Below are 4,255 nucleotides of genomic sequence, written 5' to 3'. Positions count from 1 at the left end.
TGGTTGCGGGAGTAGGATTTGAACCTACGACCTTCAGGTTATGAGCCTGACGAGCTACCGGGCTGCTCCATCCCGCGACAGATGGTTTTGTTTTTCGTATTGAGAGATACGTTTCAGAGATTTTGTTAGGTTTGGCGGTGACCTACTCTCCCACGTCTTAAGACGCAGTACCATCGGCGCTACGGCACTTAACGGCCGGGTTCGGAATGGAGCCGGGTGTTTTGCTCGTGCTATGACCACCAAACCGAACAAAATCTCTGTCGTCCAAGTCAGCACACCTTGGTGTATGCTTTTGATTTTCCAGTATGGTTTTGAACCTGGCTTTTACTGGATCAAATCAAGCCTATCGGGCCATTAGTACCGGTCAACTGAACACATTGCTGTGCTTACATCTCCGGCCTATCGACGTGGTGGTCTTCCACGGCCCTCAGGGATACCTTGTTTTGAGGGGGGCTTCCCGCTTAGATGCCTTCAGCGGTTATCCTGTCCGATCATAGCTACCCTGCACTGCTGCTGGCGCAACAACAGGTCCACCAGTGGATCGTTCACCCCGGTCCTCTCGTACTAGGGGCAACTCCTCTCAAGTATCCTACACCCACGGCAGATAGGGACCGAACTGTCTCACGACGTTCTAAACCCAGCTCACGTACCTCTTTAAATGGCGAACAGCCATACCCTTGGGACCTGCTCCAGCCCCAGGATGAGATGAGCCGACATCGAGGTGCCAAACACTGCCGTCGATATGGACTCTTGGGCAGTATCAGCCTGTTATCCCCGGCGTACCTTTTATCCGTTGAGCGATGGCCCTCCCACTTGGGACCACCGGATCACTATGGCCGACTTTCGTCTCTGCTCGACTTGTCAGTCTCGCAGTCAGGCTGGCTTCTGCCATTGCACTCAACGAGCGATTTCCGACCGCTCTGAGCCAACCTTCGCGCGCCTCCGTTACGCTTTAGGAGGCGACCGCCCCAGTCAAACTACCCGCCACGCAGGGTCCCGGATCCGGATAACGGACCGCGGTTAGACATCAAGCAGAACAAGGGTGGTATCTCAAGGATGGCTCCACGCAAACTGGCGTTTGCGCTTCAAAGCCTACCACCTATCCTGCACATGTTGTGCCTGATGCCAGTGCGAAGCTGTAGTGAAGGTGCACGGGGTCTTTCCGTCTAACCGCGGGAAGCCTGCATCTTGACAGGCAATTCAATTTCGCTGAGTCGATGTTGGAGACAGCGGGGAAGTCGTTACGCCATTCGTGCAGGTCGGAACTTACCCGACAAGGAATTTCGCTACCTTAGGACCGTTATAGTTACGGCCGCCGTTTACCTGGGCTTCAATTCGGAGCTTGCACCCCTCCTTTTAACCTTCAGGCACCGGGCAGGCGTCAGACCCTATACGTCGTCTTGCGACTTCGCAGAGCCCTGTGTTTTTAGTAAACAGTCGCCACCCCCTGGTTTGTGCCCCCAGCCCCTAGTTGCCTAGGAACCGGGCCTCCTTCTCGCGAACTTACGGAGGTATTTTGCCGAGTTCCTTCAACATCGTTCTCTCAAGCGCCTTGGTATTCTCTACCAGTCCACCTGTGTCGGTTTAGGGTACGATCTCATGATGGAGCTATTTCCAGGAACCAATTAACGGCCAACCCAATCCAATAAGGGCTGACAATCTTCATGATCCGTCACTTCCATCTGGCCCAGGAATATTAACCTGGTTCCCATCGACTACGCCTTTCGGCCTCGCCTTAGGGGTCGGCTTACCCTGCTCAGATTAGCTTTAAGCAGGAACCCTTGGACTTTCGGCGAGAGTGTCTCTCACACTCTTTGTCGCTACTCATGTCATCATTCTCGCTAGTGATCTCTCCACCGGATCCCTCACAGGCCGGCTTCACAGAAAGGATTTATGCCTCCTATGATCCCCGAAGGGAGCAAAAGAGGATAAATCCTATGTCACACTACGCTCTGCTACCATGCCTTACGGCATCCTAAGCTTCGGCTCGTGGCTTGAGCCCCGTTACATCTTCGCCGCAGGACAACTTATTTAGACCAGTGAGCTGTTACGCTATCTTTAAAGGATGGCTGCTTCTAAGCCAACCTCCTGGTTGTTTTGGTCGTCCCACCTGCTTTCCCACTTAGCCACGAATTGGGGGCCTTAGCTGTAGGTCAGGGTTGTTTCCCTCTCCACTACGGACGTTAGCATCCGCAGTGTGTCTGCCATCTAGTACTCCCGGGTATTCGGAGTTTGGTTAGGATCAGTAAGCCTGTGGGGCCCCATTACCCATCCAGTGCTCTACCCCCCGGGGTATTCGGATGACGCTCTACCTAAATAGATTTCGCAGAGAACCAGCTATCTCCGAGTTTGATTGGCCTTTCACCCCTAGGCACAGCTCATCCCGATCCTTTTCAACGGATGTGGGTTCGGTCCTCCAGTTGGTGTTACCCAACCTTCAACCTGGCCATGCCTAGATCACTCGGTTTCGGGTCTGATCCATCTAACTCGACGCCCTATTAAGACTCGCTTTCGCTGCGCCTACACCTAACGGCTTAAGCTTGCTAGATAGACCAAGTCGATGACCCATTATACAAAAGGTACGCCGTCACAAGACTGGACACTAATGACATCTTTGATGCGCTACCGCTTCGCTACTTGAGCGCTTGGGTGTGACGCAGTGTTGCTTCCGGCGCGCTGATTGCGACCGGGTTCCCGCCAGAGACGCGCGCGTCTTCAGCATAAGTGGGAACCGGTTTTGCGCCCGGAAGATGCGGCTATCTAAGAGGTATACTCACCTTGAACTGCACCGTCTCGATCCCGGGATTGTCGTCGTAAATTCCCGCGTTCGAGCGATGATCGTAGCTGAAGGCATAGCGCCAACCGCTTCGGTTCTCGTATCCCAGCTCAAGACCGGAGCGGAACGCGATGGGTCCACCAAGGTCAAAGCCGCCATTGTCGAAGTAGAGCCCCGGCATCGAATGCAGCTCCGCATAGAACCGCGTGCCGAGATCGATCTCATAGGTGTTGCCGAAGCCCACCCATGTCTCGCCCCCTTCTCCGACAGACACGCCAAAGGCCGGCTGGAAAGGCCCCCGCTTGTGACCAAGGTCATAGCGCAGGTAAATTTCCGGTGCCGCTTCGGCCTGCCGTTCCAGAACCTCCCCCGCAGAGAAGGACAGCCTCGCCTGATCCGGCGTCTTGCCGAGGCAGCCTGTGTCCGTTCCGCAATAATTCCGGCTCATATCGGTGATCCCGAGGATGAGCATCAGAACTGCGAAGGTTCCGTCAGCCATGATCTATCTCCTGCATTCCCTGCAGAAGTCATGGCCAAGATTGTCATTAGAGTCCAGTCAAGCTCCGACTGATTGTAGGCGCTCGGTTTCAGGTACTGTTTCACTCCCCTCGTCGGGGTGCTTTTCACCTTTCCCTCACGGTACTGGTTCGCTATCGGTCAGTAAGGAGTACTTAGCCTTCGAGGGTGGTCCCCCGATCTTCAGACAGGATTTCACGTGTCCCGCCCTACTTAATACGTCCGATCATGCTTCATATACGGGACTGTCACCCACTATGGTTGGTCTTTCCAGACCATTCTATTCACATTCACGGCTCGGCTGGTCCCCGTTCGCTCGCCACTACTAGGGGAGTATCAATTGATTTCCTTTCCTCCGGGTACTTAGATGTTTCAGTTCCCCGGGTTTGCTCTTTTAACCCTATGTATTCAGGTTAGAAGTACCTGGCTAACTGCATTATTTTGTCCTACCGCTTCGCTACTTGAGGACTTGCCCCAATCGCTCGACCGGAAGGATAAATAACACAGTTTCAGGTGGGTTGCCCCATTCGGAGATCGATGGATCAAAGCCTATTCTCGGCTCCCCATCGCTTATCGCAGAGTATCACGTCCTTCATCGCCTCTTACTGCCAAGGCATCCACCAAACGCCCTTCTCGCGCTTGATTTGATCCAGAAAGAGACAGGTTTTTGCCGGATCGCTCATGACTACTAAAACACCGAAGTGCCGTTTCGCCCCAAACAATCCAAAACCAGTCACGGTCATTGCAGGCTGGTATGTCTGCGACCTCTATTCTGAACCAAAAGCATACTTTCCCGCACTTTGTTTGGTGCCCTACCGCTTCGCTACTTGAGGGCGAACCCCAAGAACCAATCGGCAAAACACACTCAAAGTACTTGTGTGATGGTTAATCACACGGGTTAGTGTACTTGACTTGGACAACGCATGTTCGTTTCAGAGGGGATATCACCGTTCAGCCGGCTAG

The 4,255-nt window shown here is 53.7% G+C and carries 1 tRNA gene and 2 rRNA genes; all 3 read right to left on the bottom strand.

What is annotated here, in order from left to right:
* A tRNA-Met gene (locus J1C49_RS21125) sits at nucleotides 1-77 on the bottom strand.
* Between the two features lie 52 nt (nucleotides 78-129).
* A 5S ribosomal RNA gene (gene rrf / locus J1C49_RS21120) occupies nucleotides 130-244 on the bottom strand.
* 89 nt (nucleotides 245-333) lie between these two features.
* Nucleotides 334-3,937: ribosomal RNA gene (locus tag J1C49_RS21115) — 23S ribosomal RNA — on the bottom strand.
* Between the last annotated feature and the right edge of the window lie 318 nt (nucleotides 3,938-4,255).

Source organism: Cognatishimia sp. F0-27 (genome assembly GCF_020667845.1).
Taxonomy (GTDB): domain Bacteria; phylum Pseudomonadota; class Alphaproteobacteria; order Rhodobacterales; family Rhodobacteraceae; genus JAFMPQ01.
The sequence above is the reverse complement of the archived record's forward strand: the minus strand, read 5'-3'. Positions and strand labels throughout refer to the sequence as shown.